This is a genomic window from Enterococcus sp. AZ084 (assembly GCF_051714905.1).
Taxonomy (GTDB): Bacteria; Bacillota; Bacilli; order Lactobacillales; family Enterococcaceae; genus Enterococcus_B; species Enterococcus_B pernyi.
Genome location: NZ_JBIOSS010000001.1, coordinates 1447122 through 1469309, shown reverse-complemented (window position 1 = coordinate 1469309; position 22188 = coordinate 1447122). Strand labels below are relative to the sequence as shown.

Below are 22188 nucleotides of genomic sequence, written 5' to 3'. Positions count from 1 at the left end.
TAAAAAATTATTATAGTATATATAATTTCTATATTATTGAAAAATGATAGCAACCGATTTATAATTTTCATGAAAATAACAAAGAACGGATGAAAGGTGTGTTAGACATGAAAAAAACAAGTCGTAAAGTTGTAATCGTAGGTACAGGATTTGTCGGTACAAGTATTGCTTATGCGATGATCAATCAAGGTGTTGCCAATGAACTTGTCTTAATCGATGTCAACCAAGAAAAAGCAGAAGGAGAAGCTTTAGACTTACTAGATGGAATGGCATGGGGCGAAAAGAACGTTTCCGTATGGTCTGGCACGTATGAAGAATGTAAAGATGCAAATCTAGTGATCTTAACTGCTGGCGTGAACCAAAAACCTGGTCAAACTCGCTTAGATCTAGTGAAAACAAATGCAGCAATCACTCGTCAAATCGTTAAAGAAGTCATGGCTTCAGGTTTTGATGGTATCTTCGTGGTTGCTTCAAACCCAGTCGATATTTTAACTTACTTAACATGGCAAGAATCCGGCTTACCAACTTCAAGAGTGGTAGGAACTGGAACAACTTTAGATACAACTCGTTTCAGAAAAGAAATTGCTTTGAAACTTGCAGTTGATCCACGTAGCGTACATGGTTATATCTTAGGTGAGCATGGGGATTCAGAAGTAGCTGCTTGGTCACATACTACAGTCGGTGGTAAACCAATCATGGAATACGTTGAGAAAGATCATCGTTTAGAAGAAAATGATTTAAACGTGCTTGCTGACAAAGTAAAAAATGCAGCTTATGAAATCATTGACCGTAAAAAAGCAACTTATTACGGTATTGGTATGAGTACGACTCGAATCGTCAAAGCCATCCTAAATAATGAACAAGCTGTACTACCAGTTTCAGCTTACTTAAATGGCGAATACGGTGAAGAAGATATCTTTACTGGTGTGCCATCGATCGTTGATGAAAATGGGGTAAGAGAAATCATTGAACTATCGATCACACCTCAAGAAAAAGCAATGTTCCATCAATCAGTTAGCGAACTAAAAGCAGTACTTGATACTGTACGTTAACATCAGCAATGAAATAAACACAAAGACGGGAAAATCGGAAAGTAGTAAAAAATTATTTCCGATTATTCCCGTTTTTTTTAATAAAATAAGAAAAATAAACAACAATCGTTTCATTAAATGAGTTTTGAAAAAAATTTACATTTATGACTTCTCTAATTAATTTAAGAAAATAATCTTAATCCTTGATCAAGCCGAAAATAAAAAACTATTTGTAATAACTTTTACAAAAAGATAAAGGTAATCTATTGATGATTGGTTATATTGTTTCTGTGTTTACTCATAGTAAAAAATAGTATATTATGAACTATAAGACCTCAAGTAAAGGCGTTTACTGAAGCTGAGCTTAAAATTCAAAGTAATTAGTTGTTGTTATATAGAATCGTTAGCCATCAAATTAAAAATATCACTTATAACGTTATTTTTTGACTGATATGACTATATATTACAAAGCCTTCTACTCAGAAAAATCCACTTGGGTGTTCATCTTCACTAGAGAAGAAGGTAAGAGTATTATTATATAAATAATCTTTCAGTTTTTAAGATTACTGCTCTTATTGCAGAGGCGATTGTGTAGAATGATTTAGGTTAATGCCCGAACATGCTAAAGAAAGATTCAAAATTTCTAATTGCTATGTAGATTAGGCAGTAACTCAAGAAGCCATAAAAATTTGAATCTTTCATCATCGAATCAGTTTTAAAATGTTAAAGAAAGGAGAAGGGGATTTGGGATAAAATATATCCAGAATTTATAATCGATGAAGGAAATAAATTGTACTACACTGTTGTAGCTCTGTAACTTCTCAAAGTTTATAAAGGATATCAAGAAACATCGAAATACCAACCGAGCAATAAAAATAGCGAACAAACAGATGATATTTAATCATTAATTGTCTAGTAAAGGACGGAGAAAAATGACAGGATTTATAGTGTTTTTTGGGATAGTTACAATTGCTTTGGGGTATGGAATTTGGAGACTTTTTGTTAATAAAAAGAACTGGTTTTTTAAGGGGATTGCTATTGCATCATTTCTATTTTCAGCTTTTTGTTTGTTCGCATTTTCAATTTATGATGAAGACTCGACCACCCAAGTGAGAGGCGAAAGTTCATTGAGTTCTCAGTCAAAAGAAGTGGAAGAAACAACGGTATCAAGCTCTAAGAAACCTGAGTTAACTGAAGTAGAAAAAGAAGAGAAACGTAAGCAAGAGGAAGAAGCTGCTGCGAAAGCCAAAGCAGAAGCAGAAGAAAGAGCCAAAAAAGAGGAAGAAGCAGCCGCGAGAGCCAAGACGGAAGCAGAAGAAAGAGCCAAAAAAGAGGAAGAAGCAGCCGCGAGAGCCAAGGCGGAAGCAGAAGAAAAGGCTAAGAAAGAAGAAGAAGAAAGAATAGCTAAAGAAGAAGAAGAGAAACGACAAGCTGCGGCACAAGCTGAAGCAGAAAAAAATAAATATGAAACTGGAATTACTTATGATAATATAGCAAGAAATCCAGATTCAAATATTGGTAAAAATGTTAAATTCTACGGAGAAATTATTCAAGTTATTAAAGGCGAGGATTATAGTCAATTTAGATTTGCAATTGACGGAAATTATGATCAATTAATTTTAATCGAAATTAGCGAAGATCAATTACAAGATAATCGTATTTTAGAAGATGATTACATTACAATTAAAGGTATGTCAATGGGGGAAATGACATATACTTCAGCAATTGGTGGAGAAATTACTGTACCAGCGGTATTGGTTGATTCATTCGAATTTTAATTTGTAAACAAACTACTCGTGAAGACTAATGCTTTGCTTTTAGACAAATAGTCTGAATGATTTCAAATTGAAAAAAAATTCATCAAAAATAAATCTAAGCCTACTATAAGCTTAGATTTATTTTTTTGGATTAAATTTGTAAAACTAAGCCCATCCAATTAAATACGTTCATCAAAATAAACAGAATTACGGCTCAGAATTTTACGACATTTCTGGCATTTCTATAGATAATATATAGAACCAAAAAAGTTATTTCCGAGGAAAATAAGGAACATAGTGAGCTAAGTTATTTAGAGTAATAATAATTGAAAAAGATAGTTAAAATGATTGTTTATATGTGATTTATGAATAAACATATGAAATTAGCAAAACATATTATTAGAATGGCTGATATAGATTAGTTGATGATAAATACATAAATTGACGAAGTCACAAAAAACTCTTGAGACCAACTTAAATCTGATGCAAGAATGTCAATCTGATTTTTTTGTAGATTTAGGATGAACATAGATTTAAAATCATTGGTTTCTAGTAAATGGATAACGTATAACTAGTAAGAGAAAACAAACGAATCAAGTACAAAATAATTTTAAAATTTTGCAGAAGAGTCAAAAATCGGTTTTGTGGTAAAATTCGGTTTAATTCAGGTTGATAACGGTTCATACTTCATTTGAATCTACTTTGTATAATATATATTATGTAAACTATAATAAATAAAAAATGATTAAGTTCATAATTCCTCGTTCTAACCTCTCTCACTAATCGTAAATTCCCATAATTCTCTAGTTTTTTAGTTATCTGTATTTATTTTTATCATTTGCGCTTTTTTCAAGTCATTTTAAGAAAAGTTCGTCCGTAGCTTCGGGAAAAATAAACGACAGACGAACAAAATCAAACTTAACTAAGAGAAAATCCTTCAGGTAATTCTTTAAAACAGATGTGTCCATTTTTTTACTTCGATATAGGCTACTGGAATAACAGATAAACCAAGAACCCATAGCCAATTGGAAAGTCCAATCGTTACAAATCCAAAGATATGTTGTGTAACAGGGATTGTCACTAATAAGACAATGATCAATGCGCCAATTGCTGTAGTTAAGACTAACAGTGGATTGCCCAAAAATTTCAATCGTAAAATAGATACTTCACTGCGACAATTATACATATGGCTGATCGTGGATAATCCTAAGACAATAAATGTCATTGTTTCAGCAATCGCTACTGATTGTGTACGACCAATAACTATAGCCAATAATGTGACGACGGTAAACACGACAGAGATTTCAAGGATCTTAAAGGTCAATCCTCGTGAAAAAATGCTATCGTATTTATGGATCGGTTGTTTTTCCATATTTTTTTCCTCTGCAGGTTCGACACTTAAACTAAAACCAGGGATGCCATCTGCGACTACTTTGATGATCAACAATTGGATCGCTGTGACCGGCGCGCCCCAACCTAAGATCAAAGAAATCAATACGATCGTTAAAGCTGAAATATTACAACCTAACATGGCATATAGAGATTTACGGATATTTTGATACACTCTTCGCCCCTCTTCTACCGCTTGGACGATCGTTGCAAAATGATCGTCCACTAAAACCATATCAGAAGCTTCCTTCGCCACTTCCGTTCCACTCCCCATAGCAATGCCGACGTCCGCTGCTTTTAATGCCGGAGCGTCGTTCACTCCGTCCCCTGTCATGGCGACGATTTCGTCATTTTGTTGAAAAGCTTTAACGATTCGTATCTTGTCCTCAGGCGACGTTCGAGCAAACACTCGATACCTATCGATAGTTTCGGCTAACTGTTTGTCACCCATTCTTTTCAGTTCCGCCCCTGTCATTGCCTGGTCTCCTTCTCCCATTATCCCTACTTCTTTAGCAATACGTGAAGCTGTTAATAAATGATCGCCAGTGATCATAATGGTTTTGATTCCTGCTTTTTTGGCTACTTCCACTGCCTTTGCTGCTTCTTTCCTCGCTGGATCGATAATGCCGATAAAGCCGGCAAATGACAACTCCTCCTCTAGTTCTTCCTCTGATAATTCTTCGATTGATTGTTGGAATACATTGTAGGCTACCCCTAATACACGGTACGCTTGATCAGCAAGTTGATCATGTTCCGCTTGGTAATCTTCGTTTAGATTCACTAAGTGTAGTCTATCGAATGCTCCTTTTGTGACCGATAGATATTCTTGACCCATACGATAGACGACAGTCATACGTTTTCTTTTTGAATCAAAGGGCAATTCTTTGATTTTTTTCAAATCAGAAAGAGATTCCTGTAATTCTTTCTCCGAAAATTGATCTTTTACAGCTTTTTGAATCGCTAATTCCGTTGGATTACTCCCTCCTTCTTTCTCAGAAAAACCACTCGCAAGATAAAACAGTAAAAGTAGATTTTTTTCCTTGTCTTTAGTGAAGTCTATAAGAGTAGGTAATTCTGTTAGAGGAACGATTTTTTTCAACGTCATTTTATTTTCAGTAATCGTACCCGTTTTATCTGAACAAATCACAGAGACACCGCCTACTGTTTCAACCGTTGAAGGTGTTCGAACAATGGTTTTCTTAATTGCCATATTCCCCATTCCCACAGCTAAAGAGATGGTTACGACAACCGGTAATACTTCTGGTATTGCTGCAACGGCCATTGAAATTGCAGTCATGATACTTGATTCTAGGCTCAAACCTTTTACTAAACCAATTACAATTGCTAAGAAACCAGCAGTGATTGCGACTATCCCTAGTACTTTACCCAGTCTTTGCATTTTGACTTGCAGTGGTGCGACATGCGTTCCTTCATTCGTGATCAAATGAGAGATTTTTCCGATTTCTGTAGCATTACCAGTTTTTTCAACTAAGACTGTCGCTTTACCTGTCACAACCAATGAACCTGAAAATACTAGGTCTTTACGATCACTCAATGCTTCATTATCAGTAGGTTGATAAGAAGCGTCTTTTTCACTCGGTTCACTTTCTCCAGTCAAAAACGATTCGTCAACAAAGAAATTAGTACTTGTAATTACTTTCGCGTCAGCAGGGACACGATCACCCAATTTAAGTTGTACAATATCACCAGGAACGATCTCAGAGCTGTTTATTTCTTTAACGGAACCTTCTCTCAAGACACGACTAGTTGACGCACCCATTTTTTTCAATTGATCCATTGATTTTTCCGCACTTTTTTGTTGCCGTATCGATAAATAAAGATTTAATAGGACAATTGAAAAGATGACAATTGATTCTGTAAAATCATCCGGATGTGTTTGATAAGCAATAAACGTAGATAGGCCTGTGGCAACAAGTAAAATTAAAATCGTGATATCTTTCATTGCTTCTTTGAGATAAGCAATAAAAGATTTAGTTGACTGAGTGTCAATCGAGTTCACACCGTAGTATTCTAATCGATCGTTTGCTTCTTGTTCCGTTAATCCTTTTTGTCTATCTGTCTGTAAGTTTTCTATTTTCATTCTGCCTATTCCCTCCCAAAACAAAAAGGAGCCAGGCAAACGAACCATTAAAGCCTACGGTTCGTTTGTCTGACTCCTACAAGATCGTTCCGGCGAACGCTCTTAAGTCATAAATTTTTTATGAAGTTATTATTTCACAGTTCAAGCAATGGGTCAAGGGAGAAGTTGATAAAAGAATGTCCCTCTGAGTACAAAGTAAATTGACCCTTCCGTTCATTTGTATTACGATAAATAAACACGATAGAAAAGGAGCCTTGTCCGATGCTGATCCGAGAAATCAAACCACAAGATGATCCAATCATCAAAGAAATTATTCAAACTTCCCTAGAATCACTCGATTTAGCGATTGAAGGAACTGCCTATTTCGACCCACAATTAGACCATTTAACAGACTACTACCATGCTCTCCCCTGTGCTGCTTATTGGGTGGTGGAATTAGAAAATAAAGTAGTTGGCGGAATCGGCATTGCACCTTTCGACGAGCAAAATCAGATATGTGAATTACAAAAATTGTACTTAGCCCCAGAAGCAAAAGGTTTAGGAATTGCCAACCAATTGATGGAAACAGCATTGTCTTATGCCACTCAACATTACCGTCAATGCTATTTAGAAACGATGCTTTCCTTAAAGCCTGCTTGTAAACTGTATGAAAAGTTCGGCTTTCACTTGATAGCTGATCCACTAGCAGGTTCTGAACACTCGACGATGGACGCTTGGTATATCAAAGAATTGAAAAAAGACGGCGAATAAGGAAATTTTTCTCTATCGTCGTCTTTTTTTATCTATTTATATGAACTGTTGAATAAATTGCGTAATCACTGGTAAGAAATAAACAACACCCGCCGCAGCTAATACGAAAAGCAACTGTTTCCGTTGTTTCTTTCTTTTCAGTAGACTACTCGTTGTATGCAACAAGTATGTGCCACTCTTGGCTGCTGCGGTCAAAGTTGTCAAAATGACCGTCGGTGAGTAGCCAGTCGGATGTTTTGTAATAGCTAATAATTTGGTTCCATATTCTGGATATGCGATGACCGCTTGATATAGCGCAACCAACGTTAACAACCCCATCGCATAATTCAAAAGCGAATTGATTTTTTTCACGTACAAGTACTCCTCTAATAATGATTACTTTAGTATTTTTTGGTTTAGGCATTTTGACTTTTCGGAATATATATACCTACTCTTTTTTTCCATCCAAGGAAATGAAAAGCCGATCGTTAAATCTTCTTTCAAAATAAGGACAGCATCAAACTTTCCTTTTTTCCCCGTGAATCCTTTGACCACTTTACTAGTCTTTCCTTTTGAGAGTAACTCTCTAAGATTTGTTTTGGTCAATTTCTTCTTAGCAATCGTAGGCCATAATTTAAAATCACATTCCTTGTTCGTACATGTCGCGATTTTTGGATACAACATCACAGTGCCTTTTTTACATTTGGGACAACGCCCGACTTGGTCATTCTTCTTCTCCATTGCTTCGATTTGCATCAATCCGCTTTGCTCTTCCGACAAGTCGACTGTTTTTACTTGTTCTGGGACGACTTCTAATAAATGCAGAATAAATTTTTTGATATTTTCTAAAAAGACTTCTGGCGTTCCTTGCCGTTCACCGATTTTTTTCAAATAACTTTCCCACCGCGCCGTCATCTCAGCACTTGTCAGTAAAGATTCTCCTGCTACTGCTTTACACAAAGTGATACCTTTGGCAGTCACTTGAATATCATTTTTATTGACTTCGATATAGTGCCGTTGTTTCAAGTTTTCAATAATGCTCGCGCGGGTAGCTTCCGTTCCGATCCCTTCCACTTCTTTCAGAATCTCTTGCGCTTCTTCATCGTCTAAGGTCTTTCCTGCGGTTTTCATCGCAGTGATCAGCGTTCCCTCATTGTAGGGCTTAGGTGGTTGAGTCTCTTTCTCAAGGCTTCTCAGATCAACAGCCACTACCTCTTGTTCACTAACTTTAGGCAAAAGCTGACCATCTGATTTTTTCTTGCTTTTTACGGTCAAGATTTGTTGCCAGCCTTCTGCGATCGGACGTTTCCCTACACTCTTCAAACGTAATTGTTCCACTCCTGTAAGGATCACGGTTTCTTCATAGCGATAATTTTCTGCAAACATTGCTAAAGTCGTACGCATCACCTGCAAATAGATCGCTTGCTCTAGCCGGGAAAGCTTCGCAAAACGTTCCTTCGTCGGTATCGTTTTTGTCGGAATGATCGCATGATGCTCTTGGACTTTTTTTGCATCCACATATCGTTTTTTAGGAAATGTTTCAGGTGTCGCTACCTCTGTGATCCCTAAAAACGCTTTATAGCGATCAAGATTTTGGACAAGATACTGGTGTTCGCTTTCTGTGATGTAAAAAGAATCTGTTCGAGGATAACTCAAAAACTTACTTTCGTACAAGCCTTGGACTGCATCAAGTGTGGCTTTCACACTGACTTTCATCAGTTGATTCATTTTCGATTGTAAACTTGACAAAGAAAACAAACGTGGACTACTTTGTTGTTTTTCTTTTTTCGTTACTTGTAAGATCGTTCCTTGTTGTTTTCCTAAATGCACACCTTTTGCCTCTATCGCAGCAACTAATTCGTTCGCAGTCTTAAAAGTTTGTTTCGGCTCGATTTTACCGACAAACTGTCCATGTTGACTTTTGATCTGCGCTTCTCCTTCGAAATAAGGTTCTTTTTTAAACTTTCTGATTTCTTCTTGTAACTGGTAGATTATATAAAGCGTTGGTGTTTGCACACGCCCTAAGGAGAAGCTCCCTGAGATTCCTTTTTGTTGCAGCAGCAAACTATACAGTGGACTGCCATTCATCCCGATCAGCCAATCCGCATGTTGACGTGCTTGTGCTTCTTTGTATTTTGGATAAAATTGCTCCGCTGGTTTCAGTTGTTTGAACCCTTGGTAGATGGCTTCTTTTTCCAATGAATTGATCCATAAACGTAAGTACTGCTTTTGCTTCGTAAAGGCTTTCGCTTGCCGGATGATCGACCAAGCAATCGCTTCACCTTCACGGTCACTATCTGTTGCGATAATGATCGTATCAGCTGCTTGTAATTGTCGTTTAACGATCGCAAATTGGGCCCGCTTCTCTGGAGGGACCGTATATTTAAACTGATCTGGAAATATCGGCAAGTTGGGCAATGACCACTTAGCCCAGCGTTCTTCATACTCTCCAGGAGGAACCATTTCCACTAAATGACCAAATCCGTAAGTGATCGTTACTTCACCTGTGAATAGTGGATCGTTGACTTCAAAATAACCTTCCTGCTTTTTCCTTTTTTTGAACGTTTCCGCATACGCTTTTGCTTGAGAAGGCTTTTCAGCAAGTATCACTGTTTTCATGTTTTCCCTCCTCTTCTTGATAAAATAAGAATTCCTTAACAGTTTACCAAATGGCTTTCAAAAAGAATAGCGAAAAAATTGAAGATGTTTTTGTTGAATGGAAAAAAGCGTTACAAAAAAATAACTATAATCACCTAAAGAAGAACATTTATCTTTTTATTATTATCATGCTGTTATTTTTAAATAAGGGTATAAACATTGATAAAAGAACAGCAAGACTTAACATATAATTAGTATTTGCAAAGAAAATAACTATATAAAAAAATGAGTTTTTTTATAATTATAATTTTAAATAAACTTGAAGTTTATTGTTATATTTTAGAAAATATAATTAAGCAACCTACGACACAAATAAGGAGGTTTTTGGTAGTTGAACTGTTGGTAGTCACTTAAGCCATTTGATAAAAAGGAGTAAAAAATGAAAAAATTTTATCGCCTATTACTTGTTGGTCTGTTGCTCGCACCTTTTGCCACTTTGCCACTTGATGTCCACGCCCAAGAAGCGATCGCTAGCGAAATCACCCAACCTGACGAAGCCATCGTTCCGATCGATACCACCTCACCGATCCCTTCGTCCGCAGAACCACAAAATGCAGCAGTTGCCTTAAACGTTTTTAATGGAATCAGCATGTCTGCTTATGCATCTGGTTTATCAGGTAGTACACTTAGCGCTGGCTTACTGTCGACCGCCGCCTCCGCTGTTCTTGCCCCCGCTCTGCTAGGGATTGGTCTAGGGGTCGGCTTTTATCAGCTCGGTGCCTCTTTAGGCGTCGCAACAGCTGATTTAGCGAAAACAAACAGTGGCTTATTTGAATCGATCGGTAGCAGTGCCTCCACTCAAAATGAACTGAACGCTTTTGCAATGTCTGGAATCGATTCGACAACAAATACCTACAATTTCTCCGCAGCCTTACAAAACCGCTACGCACAAGATGTAACAAGCAATGCGTTGATGCGTGAGTACTTGACTGGCGAGAGCGACCACGGAATCTTTACTTTCAGCGTCAGTGACCGTGTTGAACTTTATCGTCGCTACATCAACTACACCATCCCTTGGACACTACGGGAACAAGCAGCGGTGGTCGGACGTAACACGTCACTAGCCGATTCTCTCTCCCAGAATGAGTTTTTCGTTTTAGAAAGCATCCAGTATGGCGAATCCGTTCGTGGTGCAGATGATGCCATCTTGAACATCACCGGTTCTTCTTACTACGGCTATGATTTCCCAGAACCTTTTAACTATCAAGTCAAGCTTGATACGAGCATCTCTACGCTCTTAACAGAGATCACAACAAAAGAACAATTGCTCGACTACGTCCAAGCAACCACACCATTTGAATTCGGGGTCGTCAATGAACCTTCTAAAGCCTTAGCTATTGAAACTGCCCAAGAAATGGCTGTCGCATATGATGAACGAACCAGCCAAATCAGCCAAAGTTTAAGCGAAGCCTTAGCTCCAAACAACAATGGATTAGACTTTGACCCTTCTGGAATGATCGCGACACTATACGGTGCGGCAGTCGTATTGGATCGTGCTGGAAACTTCATCTATGCTCAAACCCAGGAAGCAGTTCCATCGCATTTAGTTGGAGCGATTGAGTTTTCTTATAGTGATGAGGCAATACCTTATGATAATGCTCTTACGATTAACGGTAGGCGAGGGACATTTGATCCAGAAACAGGAAGCATAATCAATGAAGGCACAAATGAAACTTTAATTGATTCAGCATTAGGGGACTGGACCATTGCCAGTTACAATACTTTGGTAGCTGAACTACGTAAATATGATGATAACGAAGATGCCTGGTATACTCCCATCGACTTAATCTATGATGAGTACTTTGCTCATGGCGGCAAAGGTCATACGATTACAGATCATGTTATTCAAAATTGGGACACCCTATTTACAAGGATGGAAACAACTCCCACTTTAGAATATACTTCAAGTTTTCATAATGCTCTCCAAGCTTTATTAATAATCAACTATGCCGTTTGGACAGCAAAACATGAAAATTTATTAGCCGGAGATAAAGGATTCGACTTAGGTTATTGCAATTTCCCAGAAAACAGCAATACGATTTCTTATCGATCCTATGGTATATTGTCTTTAGGGCAATCTCTCGGTATTGGTTTATCAAAAACCACAATACCTAATCAATTTGATCGGCATGAACACATCCCTTATGCAAAGGTCATGATCCGAAAGACCAAACAAGCAGTTCGAAAAAATAGAAAATATTTTATTGTTACTGCATTTCCTGATTTAAAAAGAACGATTGAAGGATGGACACCTAGTTGATAGAAGTTCGTTAGAAAATAATCAGAAAAAGGTGGATTTAAAGATCCATCTTTTTCTAATTTAACCTTCCGATTTCTCAAACACTGGAGGTTTAAGAAATTGAGTGACATAAAGGAGGAAAATAGATGGAACTACTAGAAAAAGAAACGCTGACCTGTTGGAGAATTGATAAAAAAAGTATTCCAAATCATGTTAATTATGGTTTTTTTTATGAAAATAATTACCTAGGAATTAACAGTCACCAGCAAGCCGTATTAGGATATCTAGAATTTTTAAATCGAATCGTGCAATGTAACCGCTGGGCATCAGTCCTTAGAGGAAAAACTGGGAACCCTGCAAGTATAGAACAATTCAACGAGTATTTCTGTTCAATTAAAGCTGACCCACTCATCTATATCAAGCGAGATCCCGACTACTTAAGTTGGGAAACAGCCCCAATTTATGTCAATAAAAAAATGATGAAGGCAGAAGAAGTCAATCCCGATATTCTATTTAAAAATAGAGGAATCTATGAAAAAACTTTTTTCCATGAAACTCAAACAATCAAAGTGACTAAAGAGCAATTTTTAGCTCTCAATCAACAATTCTTTCCTGAAAGAGCCCAATTAAAAGTGTACGAGTGGGATACATCCTTTTCCAATCATTATAATCGTGCACGTGATTGTTTCGGTGCCTATTTATGGAGTATTTATGATGAGAAAAAGCACCGTTTTACAGTTATCAGTATACTTTTGGAACCTTAGTAAAAGGAGACAAATAGATGGAACTATTAGAAAAAGAAACACTAGCATGTTGGGATTGGAGTGGTGAAAATATACCGATTTATGTTAATTATGCCTTCTTTATTGAAAATAATAATCAAGGAATTCACAGTCACCAACAAGCCATTCTAGGATATCTAGAATTTTCGAATCGAATTGTACAATGTAATCATTGGGCATTCGACCAAAGAGAAAAAACTGGGAAGCCTACAAGCATAGAACAATTTAACGAATATTTTTGTTCAATTAAAGCTAACCCACTCATCTATATCAAGCGAGACCCTGATTACTTAGGTTGGAAAACAAACCCGATTTACGTCAATAAAGAAATGATGAAAGCAGAAAAAATTAATCCTGAAATCCTATTTAAAAATAGAGGAATCTATGAAAAAGCCTTTTTCCATGAAACTCAAACAACTACAGTGAGTAAAGAACATTTTTTAGTGCTTAATCAACGGTTCTTTCCTGAAAGAGAGCATTTAAAAATCTACGCGTGGGATACATCCTTTTCTAATCGCTTTAATCGTGCGCGTGATTGTTACGGTGCCTATTTATGGAGTATTTACGATGAAAAAAGAAAACGATTTACAGTAATCAGTGTATTTTTGAATCCTTAGTGATGAACCCGAATTTGAAAAAATGCTTTTTCTTCACTTATTTACATATGCAACTGAGAGTCATCACATGACTTTCAGTTGCATATTATTATACTTGATCAATTGTGTCATTCAATCAGCTATTGAAATTCCGATCACTGTAAATTTATGTTGCGCTTTGTCATAAATCGTCCATAAAAATCCATCATATAATTCTCTTCCAAAAGAAAAGTAATTTGACCATTCGCTGTTCCATTCATACACCGTTAGCTTTTTTTTATCAGGAAACAACCAATCATTAAGTTGTATAAAGTGGTTTTTTTTACCACCATAACTATACGGAGGATGAAGAAAAAGAAAGGTATACATAGATTGATAACCACCTGCACTTTTGTTGTCTATTGATATTAACTCCTCGATCGTTGAGAGTTTCCCATACATTAAGGCTGGATTCACTGCATATCTATACTGGAGTTGATTGCCATATCTAGGTAAACAATCAAAATAAAGTAATTCAGTATAGTAAATTCCCGGCACATTCCTTTTTTCATTCATCACTTTAATAAATTCAAGTGCTACTTTTCGATGACTAGAGCGTCCTTTATACTCAGTCTCTTCAAAAAAAACATAATCTATCAAAAGACCCTGCACTGGAATGTTTCTCTTGTGGGCATTTTGTTTAAACTCGAATGTTTCTTTTCTCAATAATCTCATGATCGACCTCCTTCTTTCTCAAGTTCCTAAAACTGTGAACTTCTTACTTTCTTCATCGTAAACTGTCCATAAGTAAGCAGCTCCGCTCATCTTCTTTATGTAAGAAAAATAATCTGACCAAGTATTGTTCCATTGATAGATAATCAGTTTGGCTCTATTTCCAAAGATATGATTGTTCAATTGAATAAAATCTTTCTCCTCTCCTTTATAAGATGAAGATAATTTAAAGAAAGCAGTGGCATAATCGGAAGTATATTTCTTGTCCGAATCATAGGCTGTAGAAAAGAAAACATTCCCTTCGATTATAAACCCTTGCATCAGTAGTTGATTGATGGAATAAGTTTTTCTCAGATTGACAGGGAAATTTACTCTATCCGTATACTCAATTTTTGTATGTCCTCTCTTTTGATTGATTGCTGTCACAAAGGCAAGTGCTGCTTCTTTGTGACTTTCTTCTCCTTTGTAATTTTCTTCATGGAAGAAGCCGTAAGTGAGTACGAGCTCTTTCATCCAGATATTTTTTTCAACCATAGTCAGTACAAATCGATCTGTTTCCTTTTCCAAAAATTTCATCTTTCCCTCCTCTAGAAATGTTGTATGTACTCGATAGTATTTTTCACGTAGTATTCAGTACCTCATCGAAGCACCTATCACCGTAAATTTTTCAGTTTCCCTCTCATAGATCGTCCATAAATACGCACCATATTCCTCGCTACCTATTGAAAAATAATTTGACCAATCATTATTCCATTGGTAGATTATTAGGTTCTCTTGCATAGGAAATAGATACTCATTGGCTTTTAAAAAAATCTCTTCTCGCTGAGGTCTATATATCTGTGAGAGTATGGAATAAGCATAGGAAGATTCATATTTACCATTCTCACATTTAGTAGAGAAAAAGGCAGGGGGCAATACTGATTTCGCATACATCAACTCTGGATTCACTGCATAAGGATAAGCCACAGATTTAATAAAAATAGGTAAATCATCAAAATAATGTAAATCTGTTAAATGGACACATGGGTATCCTAGTCTTTTTTTGTTCATCACCTTTATAAATTCAATCGCTGCTTGTTGATGACTCTCCACATTTCGATAATCCTTCTCTTTAAAGTAGACAAAGTCTAAATTTAAACGTCTTGTAAATAATGCTTTCTCCTCTAATTTTTGGCTCAATACTTCTGTTTCCTGTAGTAAAAACTTCATATTATATTTTTCTCCTAATCTCATAAAATGCTTGCATTGATCACCGTAAACTTATTTCTTTTAGGATCATAGATCGTCCATATAAAAGCCCCTCTATGCTGTCTGCCATAATGAAAATAATCTGACCAAGTATTATTCCACTCATAAATAATCAGTTGTTCTTTATCTGGAAAAAGAATATCGTTCATTTGAATAAAATGTTCTACTTTTCCGAGATAGTTTGAAGACATCTGGAAGAATGCATAAGCATAATTTGAAATAAACGGTCTTTTAGGTTCCCGATAAATTGAGAAAAAAACCTCGTGACTTAAACGTCGAGCGGTCATGCGCGTAGGATTTATTGTATATTCTTGTATTCGGTTATCTAAATGTTCCTGCTTATTCCAAGTATTCATAGGATATCTTTTTTTCTGGTTCGCAAACTTAACAAGCTGAATTGCTGCTTGTTGATGACTGCTATCTTCCTCGTAATCTTTCTCATGAAAGAATAGAAAAAGAATCGGGATATTTTTCATTGGGATATTATTCTCCATCATAGTCAAAGGGAATCGATACGTTTCTTCATCTAATAATTTCAAATTGATCTTTCCTTTCTTTTATGTGATGATTTCTTTTCTATTATGTAGTCAATAAAGCACCAAGCACTGAAAATTGAGTCAAAATCCGATGAATGAAATTTCTCTGCATACATTTCATAATGATCAGTTTTCGGTTTCCCTATGTTTTTATTACCCAATTATTTACTTTTACTAAAGGAAAAAGTACTTTCTTTTTTTATATTTTCATTATTAATGATTCAATTGTTTAACCTACTTATAGGTTTGTTATCCTCTTACCCCTGTTCTGCTAAATAAATCTCGATGATCGTAAAGATTTTAGTTCTAGGATTATAAACACTCCAAAGATAGGCGCCCCAGCCCACACGCGCATAATTGAAATAATTTGTAAACTCTGAATTCCATGAATAGATGATCAATTTATCTTTTAAAGGAAAGAAACGTTCATTTACCAGATTAAATTCTTTCTTAGATAACTTTGTACCATGAAATTCATTAAAAAAAGCTTCCTCATATACCCCACCATCCATAAACAATTCTTCCGCAGTAAGTTCAGTACCTTCCATCATCTCTTCGTTGACTTCAATGGGGTAGCCATCTAAGTTTAACGTAGTAGGATCAATTTCTGTGTAAGTAATTGAATCAGAATTTAGTTCACGAAATTTCGCTACATACATTTCACGGGTAACAGTTTTTCCAGTTTCTTTGCGTTTTTTTGATGACCAAAGATTTGTTTTTGCTAAACGACTTAAATAATTTAGGTAGGCTATGATTGCCTCTTTATGGGTGCTCTTTCCTTGGTAATTATTTTCCTTAAAGAACGTATAACCAACGTAATACGGAAAAAGTATATCCCTTTTTTCTTCTAATGCTAATGTTTCTTTTACCAATAATTCCATGGCTTTTTTCTCCTCTAAATAATGTTGTATGTACTCAATAAGTATAATTCCTATACTTTACAAAAAGACCTATTTATCTTTGCATCACCAAACGTATACTTAAATTTCATAATCATCCTTCGAACCTCTAAAAAATTAAACAGAAAACCCAATTACCTTTTATTGTTATTTTATATGTATTTAAGTAGAATAACTATCTTTTTAATATTATATTATCGCATGATAAAGAAATCGACAAGTTTCTCCGATTGATTTATCTTGTTTTTTAAAGTCGTATCTGCGAAACAAAAATTTATGTTTTTAAGAAATAAAAGTAAAAAAATAAGCTCATAAAAAATGAAAAAATTGTTAAGAAATTCAATCTGAATAATAAGTGGATTTTTGCGAGGAGGATAAAATGGAGCTATTGGAAAAAGAAACACTATATAGCAATTAAGACATCCACACAAAAAAAGCTTTTCCAGAAGTTATCACCTCCAGAAAAGCCTTTTTAACAAAACATCAACGATCATTTACTCAAAAATTGTTCAATCTTTTCACGGTTCATTTGTTTATCTAATACGAGGATACTACCCGCATAATCACTTTGACCATAGCTCCAAGTATTATCCGCTGGGACGCTTAAACGGTCGATTCCGCCAGCACCACGTAAGATAGAGAAACTATTTTTGACTAAAAAAGTCATCGGTACATCGGTGGATGTATAACCGATTGCTTTTCCGGCAGCATATGGCGCACGGATCAAGTTCAATGGATTTTTTAGTTGACCGAAAATCGCATCCATTACTTGTTGCTGTCTGCGGACACGACCGAAGTCGCCTTCTTCATCCATCCGGAAACGCGCATATTGCAACAGCACATGACCGTCCATCCGTTGTTTGCCTTTAGCGATATCAACACCGTCTAGATTCAAATCTTTTTCAGCATCGATCGACACACCATTCATGAACATGGCATCAATCACTTTTTCAAACGATTTGAAATCGACTTTCATGTAGTATTGACAGTTCAGCCCAAAGTTCTCTAACAAGGTTTGTCGAACTAACTCAGCGCCACCATAAGCATAAGCTGCATTGATTTTATTGTCTCCGACCCCAGGGATCGTCACGAAGCTATCCCGCATGAATGAGATCAATTTGGGTTTACGAGCTGGCCCATCTAATTGTAGAACCATGATCGTATCTGCTCGTCCCGCATCTTCACCCCTTGTATCACTGCCTAAAATCAAAATGTTGTGTGCGCCACTTGTTGATTGGGTGCCGTTGAATGTTTCTGAAGTCGCTGGTTCCAGTGACTGATCATTTTCAGCCACGAACTTGCCGACGAAAAATGAAATCAGTGAAAAGACAAATAAAAATAATAAGATCCCTACTATGATTTTCCACCAAGACCGCTTCTTACGTGGACCTTTGGGCTGTTTCTTTTTAAAGAGTCCTTTTTTCTGGGGTTGTTGTTCTGAATGAACGTGTTCTTCGTAAGGCGTTGAGTATCGAGAATCACTTGGACGTTCTTCATAAGTTTGTTCGTAAGAAGGGATTGCTTCCTCTTCAGGCTCCGCTTGTTTCTTACTTGCGCGTCGCCAAGATAGCGGCGATGACTTTTCTTTGATTGGTTTTGCTTTTTTATGGATGTTCTGATAGCGATCCATCCGACTCATTTGATTTCCTCCCTTTGTTCAACTCAGTAAAATCATACGATACTTCTTAATGAAAAACAGTAAGAACTTTGTAAATTTAACTAAAAGCTAACGAATCCTTTGATATCACGCGTTTCATTCCTTTGAAACGAGTAAAGGTTGGATTTCCTCAATCGGCATGGTCTCGCCTGTCCAAAGCTCAAAGGCAATTGCTCCTTGGTACATCAGCATCCCTAGCCCATTTCGTGTGAGACAGCCGACTGCTTTGGCTTCTTTTAGAAAGCGTGTTTCTTTAGGGGAATAAATCAAATCAAAAACTGCGATTTTCTTATGGAGAAATTGAGGATCAATTGGCATCAACTCTTTTTTTGTGCCCATGCCCATATCGGTACCATTGATCAAAAGGTCCGCATCTTCTAGATCTTTTTTCAACTGTTCAGTATCTGCATAATCTTTGACGATGATAGGACAATTGGTTTGTTCCGCTACTCTCTCAAAATCCGCAACGACACTCGCAAAAGTAGCATTCTTCCTTTTATAGATGACGATTGCTTTTGCTTGATCTAATGCCGCTTGAACAACGATTGCTTTCGCTGCGCCACCTGCACCTAGCATGATTATTTTTTTGTTTTTGATTGAGACACCCGCTTCGTGTACTGAACGCATGAAGCCCATGCCATCCGTATTATAGCCGATCAAGCGGTTGTCTCGATGAACGATGGTATTAACAGCGCCTATCAACTGCGCTTCTTGACTTAATTCATCTAAATAAGGAATAACTGCTGTTTTGTTAGGCATGGAAAGATTGACTCCTAACATATTGAATGTACGAATGCTTTCAACCGCCTGCATAAGATTCGTCTGATCGACTGTGAATGCCAAGTAAACAGCATCGATCGAACGCGCTTGAAAGGCTGTATTATGCATCAATGGAGATAAACTATGGGTAACGGGAGATGCAAAAATCCCTGCTAATCTTGTTTTTCCTGAAATCATGGAACGCCTCCTATAATACGCTAAAAATGCCGCGTCCATTCGTAGAACCTACGAAGGAACAAGCGGCATCAATCATTTTTCTAATATGAATCGTATTGATTTTGATTGTTATTATACCTGCTATCACAAGTATAAATTGAAGGAAACAAACTTGTCAAACGGAGATAGCGTTCTCGAATGACTAATCGATGACTTCCTCGAAGAAGTGTAAGAGATCGTTCATGGATAATGCTTGTTTTTCTTCTTTCGCTAAGTCTTTGACGATCCGGCCTTTTTGTAAGACGATCAAGCGATTCCCATATTTCAAAGCATCTTCCATACGGTGCGTGATCATCAAGCATGTTAACTTTTGCTCTGTGATGCGTTGGTTGGTCAATTCCATTAATAGCTTGGCTGTCTTTGGATCTAACGCTGCGGTATGCTCATCTAACAAGAGTAATTCTGGCGCTTTGATCGTTGCCATCAATAAACTTAAGGCTTGTCGTTGCCCCCCTGACAATTCGCCAGCAGGTGTATCCAAATGTTGCTCTAATCCATTCCCTACTTCTTGGCATATTTTATAGAACGCTTCTTTTTGGGTTTTCAATTGACGTAAACGAAGCGTCCGTTTCTCGCCACGTTTTTGAGCTAACAATAGATTTTCTGCAACGGTCATCCGTGGTGCAGTCCCCATTTTCGGGTCTTGGAATACGCGTGATAGAAATAAAGCTCGTGCTTCTTCTGACAACTTAGTGATTGGCTGGTCTTTAAAATAAACCCCGCCTTGACTTAATTGCAATGTTCCGGCAATCGTATTGAACAAAGTACTTTTGCCCGCCCCATTACCGCCAAGAACAGTGATAAAATCTCCTTCATTGATGGTCAATTGGATATCATCCAATAATACTTTTTCTTCGTGCATCCCATTGTTGACTACTTTTCTACCATTTTTGATCGTTAAGATAGCTGTCATCGTTAGACCTCCTTTTCAAAGCCAGTTTTTAATTTCAATGCTTGTTTCACTTGTGGGATCATCAGGCAAGCCGCTAAGATGATCGCTGAGAATAATTTCAGATAAGTTGTATCAAAACCTAATTTGATAACAGCTAAAATCAATAATTGATAGATGATGCTTCCGACAACGATTGCTAATAAACGCTCGATCAGTGTCAACTCCTGGAAAATGACTTCCCCAATGATGATCGAAGCTAGTCCGATCACGATCACGCCGATTCCTTTGTTGACATCCGCATAGCCATCGTTTTGAGCGATCAATGCGCCTGATAAAGCAATCACTCCGTTAGATAAAGTCAAACCTAAGATTTTCATACGGTCGGTTTTGATTCCTAATGAACGTGCCATTGTCTCATTATCTCCAGTGGCAATATAGCCTTGCCCTAGATCTGTATTGAAGAAAAAGATCAACACGCTGATCAATAAGCCCAGCGATAATAATCCTAATAAGACAGTGTCAAAATAATTCGGTAAATGTAGTGCGTGGAACACATCTTGTAAGACTGGATGATTCAACAATGAAAGGTTGGGTGTGCGCATCACGAACAAGATGACTGAGTTTAAACCTGACATTACTAAGATACCGGCTAAGATGACTGGAATCTTTCCTTTTGTATAAAGTAAGCCTGTGACAAGGCCAGCTGCCATTCCGGCCAAAACACCTAGAATCGTTGCCAATAATGGACTAACGCCATGCGTGATTGCTGTTACACAGACAGCCCCACCAAGAGGGAATGAACCTTCTGTTGTCATATCAGGGAAATCTAAAATGCGGTAAGTCATAAAAATCCCTAAACCTAATATGGCCCATAACATACCTTGTGAAATTGCGGATACGATCATTGTTCTTCCTCCTTGATCTCTGTCAGTACTTTTGCATCTTGTTTGATGGATTCAGGAATCGTGATTCCTAATAGTTCTGCTTGCTTTTCATTGACGATGATATCGCCTTTATCAAAGACATAGACAGGGGTTGTGGCTGGTTCTTTCCCATTTGCTAAAGCGGCTGCCATTTTACCTGTTTGTACACCTAATTCGTATTGATTGATTCCAATTGTCGCTAACCCACCTTGTTCGACCATCGTATCGACAGAAGGAATTACTGGGATATCTGCTTTATTTGCTTCTTTGATGACCGTTTGCATCGCGTTAGCAATCGTGTTATCTAAAGGAACATAGATAAAATCAACTGATTGGCTCATGACTTGGACGGTTTGCGCAATTTCATTCGTTGAAGGGACGGCATACTTCACTGGTGTTAGTCCTTTGGCTTTTGCCGCTTCTTCTGCTTGGCTGACTTGATAACGTGAATTGTCTTCTGATGATGCATAAAGAATCCCGACCGTTTTTGCTTTTGGTAATAGTTCTGTCGCTAACTGGATCTGCGCTTCCACAGGTGGTTGATCCGACACTCCTGTGATGTTGCCTCCTGGTGCTTCTAAACTTTGTACTAGTCCTGCCCCTACAGGATCAGTTACTGCGCCCAAGACAAGTGGAATATCCTTTGTAGTGTTTGCGATGGCTTGTGCTGCTGGCGTCGCAATACCTACGAGAACGTCTGGGTTGTTTTGGACTAATTGCTGGCTCATGGTAGCTAATTTACTTTGGTCGGCTTGACCATTTTGGAAATTGATTTCTAGGTTTCGTCCTTCTTCCAAACCTGATTCTTTTAATCCATCTTTGATCCCTCGATAGATTTCATCTAAAGCAGGGTGACTAACGAACTGTAAAACCCCAACCACTTTTTTATCACCCGTTCGATTTCCTTCAACAGATGGTTGATCCTTGATTGTTTCGTAGATAAATGTACCGGTCAAGTAGACAAGTATCAGTGCGATCACTGTGATCAATCGTTTATTTTTCATTTTTATTTCCCCTTTTTGTTATGTATTTTTTTAAATAAAT

The 22188-nt window shown here is 37.1% G+C and carries 19 protein-coding genes; 6 read left to right on the top strand and 13 right to left on the bottom strand.

What is annotated here, in order from left to right; genetic code table 11:
• Window positions 1-107 precede the first annotated feature (107 nt).
• Together IGI79_RS06805 and IGI79_RS06800 are read left to right on the top strand one after the other, a co-directional pair.
• Window positions 108-1052, top strand: coding sequence for an L-lactate dehydrogenase (locus IGI79_RS06805; protein ID WP_142433042.1), 945 nt, complete (start codon window positions 108-110; stop codon window positions 1050-1052).
• Between the two features lie 911 nt (window positions 1053-1963).
• Window positions 1964-2809 carry a hypothetical protein gene (locus IGI79_RS06800; protein ID WP_142433043.1) on the top strand — a complete coding sequence of 282 codons (846 nt, stop codon included), beginning with the start codon at window positions 1964-1966 and terminating at the stop codon, window positions 2807-2809.
• A gap of 928 nt (window positions 2810-3737) precedes the next feature.
• Here the strand turns inward: IGI79_RS06800 and IGI79_RS06795 are convergent.
• Window positions 3738-6278 (bottom strand): cation-translocating P-type ATPase, encoded by a 2541-nt coding sequence (locus IGI79_RS06795; RefSeq protein WP_438845767.1) that lies wholly within the window; start codon window positions 6276-6278, stop codon window positions 3738-3740.
• A gap of 261 nt (window positions 6279-6539) precedes the next feature.
• Between IGI79_RS06795 and IGI79_RS06790 the strand changes: the two genes are divergently transcribed.
• Window positions 6540-7028, top strand: a complete 489-nt coding sequence (locus tag IGI79_RS06790; RefSeq protein ID WP_104776494.1) for a GNAT family N-acetyltransferase — start codon at window positions 6540-6542, stop codon at window positions 7026-7028.
• A 36-nt stretch (window positions 7029-7064) separates the two neighbouring features.
• Here IGI79_RS06790 and IGI79_RS06785 read toward each other — a convergent pair whose 3' ends face one another.
• Both IGI79_RS06785 and IGI79_RS06780 read right to left on the bottom strand, forming a co-directional pair.
• Window positions 7065-7379: a hypothetical protein gene (locus tag IGI79_RS06785; protein ID WP_010735484.1), complete on the bottom strand. Its 315-nt coding sequence runs from the start codon at window positions 7377-7379 to the stop codon at window positions 7065-7067.
• A 24-nt stretch (window positions 7380-7403) separates the two neighbouring features.
• Window positions 7404-9626, bottom strand: a complete 2223-nt coding sequence (locus IGI79_RS06780) for a DNA topoisomerase 3 (protein ID WP_438845766.1) — start codon at window positions 9624-9626, stop codon at window positions 7404-7406.
• Window positions 9627-10044: 418 nt separating this feature from the next.
• On the opposite strand from IGI79_RS06780, the gene IGI79_RS06775 reads away from it, so the two are divergent.
• The 3 genes from IGI79_RS06775 (at window position 10045) to IGI79_RS06765 (ending at window position 13303) form a co-directional block, all read left to right on the top strand.
• Entirely contained in the window at window positions 10045-11925 is a 1881-nt protein-coding gene (locus IGI79_RS06775) for an RNase A-like domain-containing protein (protein WP_181055220.1), read from the top strand.
• 125 nt (window positions 11926-12050) lie between these two features.
• Window positions 12051-12668: a hypothetical protein gene (locus IGI79_RS06770; RefSeq protein ID WP_104776493.1), complete on the top strand. Its 618-nt coding sequence runs from the start codon at window positions 12051-12053 to the stop codon at window positions 12666-12668.
• A gap of 17 nt (window positions 12669-12685) precedes the next feature.
• A complete protein-coding gene (locus IGI79_RS06765; protein WP_065095795.1) occupies window positions 12686-13303 on the top strand; it encodes a hypothetical protein in 618 nt (205 codons plus the stop codon).
• 111 nt (window positions 13304-13414) lie between these two features.
• Here IGI79_RS06765 and IGI79_RS06760 read toward each other — a convergent pair whose 3' ends face one another.
• From IGI79_RS06760 to trpX, 10 genes are all read right to left on the bottom strand, one after another.
• Window positions 13415-13996 carry a hypothetical protein gene (locus IGI79_RS06760; protein ID WP_065095794.1) on the bottom strand — a complete coding sequence of 194 codons (582 nt, stop codon included), beginning with the start codon at window positions 13994-13996 and terminating at the stop codon, window positions 13415-13417.
• Between the two features lie 18 nt (window positions 13997-14014).
• Window positions 14015-14569 carry a hypothetical protein gene (locus IGI79_RS06755; RefSeq protein WP_065095793.1) on the bottom strand — a complete coding sequence of 185 codons (555 nt, stop codon included), beginning with the start codon at window positions 14567-14569 and terminating at the stop codon, window positions 14015-14017.
• Window positions 14570-14623: 54 nt separating this feature from the next.
• A complete protein-coding gene (locus tag IGI79_RS06750) occupies window positions 14624-15202 on the bottom strand; it encodes a hypothetical protein (RefSeq protein ID WP_065095792.1) in 579 nt (192 codons plus the stop codon).
• 20 nt (window positions 15203-15222) lie between these two features.
• Window positions 15223-15780 (bottom strand): hypothetical protein, encoded by a 558-nt coding sequence (locus IGI79_RS06745; protein WP_065095791.1) that lies wholly within the window; start codon window positions 15778-15780, stop codon window positions 15223-15225.
• Window positions 15781-16034: 254 nt separating this feature from the next.
• Entirely contained in the window at window positions 16035-16658 is a 624-nt protein-coding gene (locus tag IGI79_RS06740) for a hypothetical protein (RefSeq protein WP_438845765.1), read from the bottom strand.
• A gap of 508 nt (window positions 16659-17166) precedes the next feature.
• Window positions 17167-18315 carry an LCP family protein gene (locus IGI79_RS06735; RefSeq protein ID WP_195475950.1) on the bottom strand — a complete coding sequence of 383 codons (1149 nt, stop codon included), beginning with the start codon at window positions 18313-18315 and terminating at the stop codon, window positions 17167-17169.
• 114 nt (window positions 18316-18429) lie between these two features.
• Entirely contained in the window at window positions 18430-19290 is an 861-nt protein-coding gene (locus IGI79_RS06730) for a shikimate dehydrogenase (protein ID WP_195475948.1), read from the bottom strand.
• Window positions 19291-19471: 181 nt separating this feature from the next.
• The gene (locus IGI79_RS06725) at window positions 19472-20242 is read right to left on the bottom strand and encodes an ABC transporter ATP-binding protein (protein WP_065095787.1); all 771 of its coding nucleotides are present in this window, start codon (window positions 20240-20242) and stop codon (window positions 19472-19474) included.
• A gap of 2 nt (window positions 20243-20244) precedes the next feature.
• Entirely contained in the window at window positions 20245-21126 is an 882-nt protein-coding gene (locus IGI79_RS06720) for an ABC transporter permease (RefSeq protein WP_019722826.1), read from the bottom strand.
• The gene (gene trpX, locus IGI79_RS06715; protein ID WP_195475944.1) at window positions 21123-22148 is read right to left on the bottom strand and encodes a tryptophan ABC transporter substrate-binding protein; all 1026 of its coding nucleotides are present in this window, start codon (window positions 22146-22148) and stop codon (window positions 21123-21125) included. The genes IGI79_RS06720 and trpX overlap by 4 nt, the downstream gene beginning before the upstream one ends.
• Window positions 22149-22188 lie beyond the last annotated feature (40 nt).

What these genes read in the sequence shown, in the direction of transcription:
- IGI79_RS06720 (WP_019722826.1), bottom strand. Translation starts at nt 21,126, where the DNA reads ATGATCGTATCCGCAATTTCACAAGGTATGTTATGGGCCATATTAGGT.
- IGI79_RS06755 (WP_065095793.1), bottom strand. Translation starts at nt 14,569, where the DNA reads ATGAAATTTTTGGAAAAGGAAACAGATCGATTTGTACTGACTATGGTT.
- IGI79_RS06740 (WP_438845765.1), bottom strand. Translation starts at nt 16,658, where the DNA reads ATGGAATTATTGGTAAAAGAAACATTAGCATTAGAAGAAAAAAGGGAT.
- IGI79_RS06770 (WP_104776493.1), top strand. Translation starts at nt 12,051, where the DNA reads ATGGAACTACTAGAAAAAGAAACGCTGACCTGTTGGAGAATTGATAAA.
- IGI79_RS06790 (WP_104776494.1), top strand. Translation starts at nt 6,540, where the DNA reads ATGCTGATCCGAGAAATCAAACCACAAGATGATCCAATCATCAAAGAA.
- IGI79_RS06780 (WP_438845766.1), bottom strand. Translation starts at nt 9,626, where the DNA reads ATGAAAACAGTGATACTTGCTGAAAAGCCTTCTCAAGCAAAAGCGTAT.
- IGI79_RS06750 (WP_065095792.1), bottom strand. Translation starts at nt 15,202, where the DNA reads ATGAAGTTTTTACTACAGGAAACAGAAGTATTGAGCCAAAAATTAGAG.
- IGI79_RS06760 (WP_065095794.1), bottom strand. Translation starts at nt 13,996, where the DNA reads ATGAGATTATTGAGAAAAGAAACATTCGAGTTTAAACAAAATGCCCAC.
- IGI79_RS06735 (WP_195475950.1), bottom strand. Translation starts at nt 18,315, where the DNA reads ATGAGTCGGATGGATCGCTATCAGAACATCCATAAAAAAGCAAAACCA.
- IGI79_RS06795 (WP_438845767.1), bottom strand. Translation starts at nt 6,278, where the DNA reads ATGAAAATAGAAAACTTACAGACAGATAGACAAAAAGGATTAACGGAA.
- IGI79_RS06775 (WP_181055220.1), top strand. Translation starts at nt 10,045, where the DNA reads ATGAAAAAATTTTATCGCCTATTACTTGTTGGTCTGTTGCTCGCACCT.
- IGI79_RS06800 (WP_142433043.1), top strand. Translation starts at nt 1,964, where the DNA reads ATGACAGGATTTATAGTGTTTTTTGGGATAGTTACAATTGCTTTGGGG.
- IGI79_RS06730 (WP_195475948.1), bottom strand. Translation starts at nt 19,290, where the DNA reads ATGATTTCAGGAAAAACAAGATTAGCAGGGATTTTTGCATCTCCCGTT.
- IGI79_RS06725 (WP_065095787.1), bottom strand. Translation starts at nt 20,242, where the DNA reads ATGACAGCTATCTTAACGATCAAAAATGGTAGAAAAGTAGTCAACAAT.
- trpX (WP_195475944.1), bottom strand. Translation starts at nt 22,148, where the DNA reads ATGAAAAATAAACGATTGATCACAGTGATCGCACTGATACTTGTCTAC.
- IGI79_RS06765 (WP_065095795.1), top strand. Translation starts at nt 12,686, where the DNA reads ATGGAACTATTAGAAAAAGAAACACTAGCATGTTGGGATTGGAGTGGT.
- IGI79_RS06805 (WP_142433042.1), top strand. Translation starts at nt 108, where the DNA reads ATGAAAAAAACAAGTCGTAAAGTTGTAATCGTAGGTACAGGATTTGTC.